We start from the raw sequence: 4,600 nt of genomic DNA on the forward strand, positions 1-4,600 counted from the left end.
TTATCTCTCAACACTTCCAGTAAAGTAATTTTATGAATTTATCTGAGCTATCTAGTATAGTGGTTATAGTATTTTTTATGCTATCTAAAACCAGCATCTTCTTTGATACTTCTTTTTTAGCTTTAAGCTGTTTGGCATATTGATTTTGTACAAATTGAGCAGAATCAGTTAACAAGATATTTAAAGTATTATAGGATATATTGCTTACTATAGAAGCTGTTGTTTCGTTAATTTTCTCCGCTTCTTTCCTGTAAGAAATATCCAGTTGATATAATATATTTAAAAATCCTTGCTTAATATTTTCAAACTCATTAAATATAATAGCTCCTGGAACTAAATTCATTATATCTCGCAATGCAATAAGCTGTATAATTTTTTAAGTGGTTAAATTCCCTAATTGTAAAATTCCAATAGTGAAAGTATTATGAAGATCAATAAATAAATTATTAGTAATAGCTTCTATATCCTTTAATCCTAAGATTTTACTTTTATATTCCTCGTTTAGTAATAGTTCTAAAGCTTTTTGTTCGATTAAATCTTGAGTATTTTGTGTTAAAGAAGTTTTATATGATTGGAATAGTGTGCTTATTATATTTTTTCCACACCATAAAATACTGATTTTTTCTCTTTGAGAAACAAGAGGTCCTATAGCAGCAGTAGGGTCCTGTATGAGTAGGTCAATGCAATTAATGTATTGCCATCATTTTCGGTGTAGTTAATAAAACTACTATTTATACATGCTTCAATTAAATCTAAAACATTTGTTATAACCATATTTCTAATAATTGGATTATTAGAAATGTGATAAAATCCTTGAGTTACATCTTTAATTTCATTTTTTGAATCATTTTTAAAATTTTTAGAAAGTATATTAGGGTTAATTACCCTAATATTAGGAGTTAAGTTTGTCTGAATTTCTTTTAAATTTTCCTGATAATTTAAGAAATCAGTCCCATAATATGTTATAATATTGCAGCTGTAGAAGTTAAATAAATTGGTACTGAATAATTAGGAAAAGTTGTGATGAGATTTGTAGTAATAGGGTAGATTAAACTTCCTTTAAATGTGGCAGAAGTAAGATAATGTTTCTGAAAATACCCTTCGGTTATTAAGATTTCATCAACAAGAGTTGCCAAAACAAAAATACTGCTTCCTTTTGTTCCATTTACAATAAAACCAGTTATACCGCTAATTATTAAATGCGTTCCATATGCTAACTTCTTGGAAAAGGTAGAAGCAGCATTATTTTTATTAAAATTTACCTTATTAGATGAAATTGTAGATATTATCTAGATCATATCCTAAGTTAGAAAAAGATTTTATTACCGGATTTTTACGAAATAAAAAAGAGAATACCATAATTATTAATTTTTATTAAAAATAATGGCATTATATGTTTTTAAAAATAATACGCAAATAGAAACAATTATTATATATGGAGCTTTGTTTATTAAAAATAGATATCATCATTGCAAGCAGGCGTTGTTGCGTGGATACCCAAGTTATCATTGCGAGTAGGCATTGTTGCGTGGACCGGTAAAATCCACTATGTCCCTGTGGCTTGCTAACTAGGTCCATAAAAACAATAAAAATACTAATAATATTAGTATTTTTAACTGGATCCCGTGGTCAAGCCTATGTACAGAACAGTTTTTGAAAAGACCTCAATGTCGTCCCCGCGAAAGCGGGGATCCAGGCTAGAAAATCTTAATTTTAAAGATTTTTTATTATATCGTTTTTTTAAGATAAAGCTTTCAAAAAAGCTTTAAAGTGCTGGATTTCCGCTTTTGCGAGAATGACATAGAATAGAAATTGTCCGGTACCATGGGTCAAAGCCATGGGATGACAGAGGTGAAATTAATCCACGCAACAATACCTTTCGAGCGACTGAAAGAAGCGAGGTAATCCATTCTTGCTTCGTCAAAATTTACAGTTTTTTCTTCTTAGCTCAGACGTTAAATTCTTAACTAATCTATCTTTAATAAACGCTGCCGAATTAGGTGATAAGTTGTGTTATAGTATAAAGGAAAAATGTAGGTGTAGGGAAGAAAGTAAAAAGGCAGATAAATAAAACCTGCCTTTTTGTAATTATTAACGAGAATATAACTCGATTACTAAATGAACTTCTGCTTCAAAAGGATATGGAACATCAGAAAGAGTAGGAACTCTTAAATATTTACCGGTTAATGAAGGTACATCAAATGATAAATAGCCTGGTGTTGTTTGCCCTTGTTTTGAAACGGATTCTTGGATAAGCGGTATTTGTTTTACGGATTCTTTAACTTCTATAACATCACCTTCCTTTAGTCGTATGCTTGCTATATCGGCTTTCTTACCGTTTAATTTAATATGTCCGTGTGAAACTAATTGTCTTGCAGCAAAAATAGTTGGAGCTATATTCATTCTATAAACTACTGTATCAAGTCTGCTTTCAAGTAATCCAATAAAGTTTTCACCGGTATTACCTTTCATTTTTTGAGCAAGTGCAAAAATATTTCTAAATTGTTTTTCAGTGACACGACCGTAATGGCATTTTAATCTTTGCTTAGCTTTTAAATGTAAACCATAATCTGAAGTTTTAATCATGGTATTCTGCCCATGCTGTCCGGGACGATAATTTCGTGTATTGAAAGCATCCTTGCTATCACCCCATAGACTTACTCCAAGTCTTCTACTAGCTTTATATTTAGAACGAACAATTTTTGTCACTGATAATATCCTTAACTTTATATTTGAATTACAAGAAAATATATACATTTCTTATATCAAAGTCAATCATTGATTTTTAACCTAAAACTTTTTATATTTAATTAAAAAATATTTTATATGAGCTCTTTAGTAAGGTCAATCAATTTAGATAAAATCAATTATTCACAGAGTACAGTTAAAGACTATATATTATTAATGAAACCGCGTGTGATGTCGCTTGTGATTTTTACGGGTTTTGTAGGTATGTGGCTTGCTCCTTATTCCGTGCATCCTGTTATTGCCGGTATTGCTGTTGTTTGCATAGCTCTTGGGGCAGGTAGTGCAGGAGCAATTAATATGTGGTACGATAGAGATATCGATAGCTTAATGAAACGTACTCAAAAAAGACCTATCGTCAGAGGTGCTATAGAACCTGATGAGGCTTTATCTTTTGGTTTGATAATGGGATTTTTTGCAGTATTTTTTATGGTTTTATGTGTTAATCTACTTGCATCCTTTTTACTGCTATTTACTATTTTTTATTATATCTGTATTTATACTATTTGGTTAAAGCGTCGTTCTATACAAAATATTGTTATTGGCGGAGTATCGGGAGCATTACCTCCTGTGATAGGTTATGCAGCGGTAAGCAATACTATATCTCTAGAGTCAATTATATTATTTTTAATTATTTTTATTTGGACGCCGCCGCATTCATGGGCTCTTGCTTTATTCTGTAACGATGACTATAAAAACTGTAAAATACCAATGATGCCTGCAGTAAAAGGGAATTTATATACTAAGAAACAAATTCTAATTTATAGCATTCTTTTATTTATTGTTTCGTTAATGCCTTTTTTTATCGGAATGAATAATTTTATATATTTAATAACTTCCGGTATTCTTGGGTTAGTATTTTTATATTATGCCGGTTCTTTATTCTATGACACCCCTGATAACAAAAAGGCTAAACGATTTTTTGCCTATTCGATATTTTACTTGTTTTTTATATTTTTACTTTTGTACTCAACTAACACTATATCCCCTATTAGCTGAGAGGTAATAGTGTTGGGCTACTTTATGGAAGATAAAATTGAAAACCAACATGAAGAAACATATTATAGGTTTATTTTCATGCAAGTGATTTTTTATTTATAACTGTAATTTTTAAATAAGAATAGTTAGAAGATATATCGGATTTTATTCCAAGGGAGTAACCTGTCATGCAACATACTCCATCGTTTGATAAAATTACTCTTAATACCGGCTTTATAACGTACAGCCTTGCCTCCATATTCGCTTACTTTATTTTCCTGTATATTTGGTTGCCAAATTAAAGCTTCACTCTCTAATCTATTTGAGGCAATATTTTTTTCATGCTGCTTGTCGTTATGCGTTAAAAATATGCATTCCGCTTTTATAAACGGTTTATATTGGTTATTTATGTATTGATCTAAATCTTCAAATAACTTTGCATATTCGGTAAGCCAGCCTTCATAAGCAATAATAGGAGAAAAGTTTAGATGAACTTCGTAACCTGCTTCAATAAAAATATTCACCGCTTTTATTCTCTCGATAATCGGACTCGTTTTTGGCTCTAATATTTCACTTATCCTTGCCGGCATCAAACTAAATCTAATCCTTATTTTGCCTTCAGGATTAAAATTAAGCAGTTTAGGATTAACATATTTAGTAGCAAAAGTTGCTTTAGCATACGGATATTCTTTAAAGAAATTAAATATCTTTAACCAATTAGTGTGTTTCCAATGCAAACTTACATCGGTAGAATAACCTATATCATATGTCCAATATTTAGAATCTGTTTGATTGGAAATTTTAGTCGGTAAACTTGCTACATGTTTATCTAATACGTCAAGTATTTGATCTATATTTTCATTTATGGGAGTGTTGA

At 30.3% G+C, this 4,600-nt stretch carries 5 protein-coding genes; 1 reads left to right on the forward strand and 4 read right to left on the reverse strand.

The features are described from left to right. Positions 1-7: 7 nt before the first annotated feature. The 3 genes from SB78_RS11090 to rpsD all read right to left on the reverse strand — a co-directional run bounded on the left by SB78_RS11090 (position 8) and on the right by rpsD (position 2,709). Complete coding sequence (locus SB78_RS11090; RefSeq protein ID WP_241773777.1) at positions 8-343, reverse strand: hypothetical protein; 336 nt, start codon at positions 341-343, stop codon at positions 8-10. 619 nt (positions 344-962) lie between these two features. Next, a complete protein-coding gene (locus tag SB78_RS11095) occupies positions 963-1,136 on the reverse strand; it encodes a hypothetical protein (RefSeq protein WP_158510111.1) in 174 nt (57 codons plus the stop codon). 955 nt (positions 1,137-2,091) lie between these two features. Then, on the reverse strand, positions 2,092-2,709 hold the full coding sequence (gene rpsD, locus SB78_RS05405) for a 30S ribosomal protein S4 (RefSeq protein ID WP_041079159.1): 618 nt from the start codon (positions 2,707-2,709) through the stop codon (positions 2,092-2,094). Between the two features lie 117 nt (positions 2,710-2,826). On the opposite strand from rpsD, the gene cyoE reads away from it, so the two are divergent. Next, positions 2,827-3,744 (forward strand): heme o synthase, encoded by a 918-nt coding sequence (cyoE, locus tag SB78_RS05410; RefSeq protein ID WP_041079162.1) that lies wholly within the window; start codon positions 2,827-2,829, stop codon positions 3,742-3,744. Between the two features lie 125 nt (positions 3,745-3,869). On the opposite strand, the gene SB78_RS05415 is transcribed toward cyoE, so the two are convergent. Further along, positions 3,870-4,600, reverse strand: a 731-nt coding sequence (locus SB78_RS05415) for a spore photoproduct lyase family protein (protein ID WP_041079164.1), incomplete at its 5' end; no start/stop codon positions are given.

The sequence above is a fragment of the Rickettsia asembonensis genome, from assembly GCF_000828125.2.
GTDB classification, from domain to species: domain Bacteria; phylum Pseudomonadota; class Alphaproteobacteria; order Rickettsiales; family Rickettsiaceae; genus Rickettsia; species Rickettsia asembonensis.

Coding starts and splice junctions, on each gene's coding strand:
- SB78_RS11090 (WP_241773777.1), bottom strand. CDS start 343: ATGAATTTAGTTCCAGGAGCTATTATATTTAATGAGTTTGAAAATATT.
- cyoE (WP_041079162.1), top strand. CDS start 2,827: ATGAGCTCTTTAGTAAGGTCAATCAATTTAGATAAAATCAATTATTCA.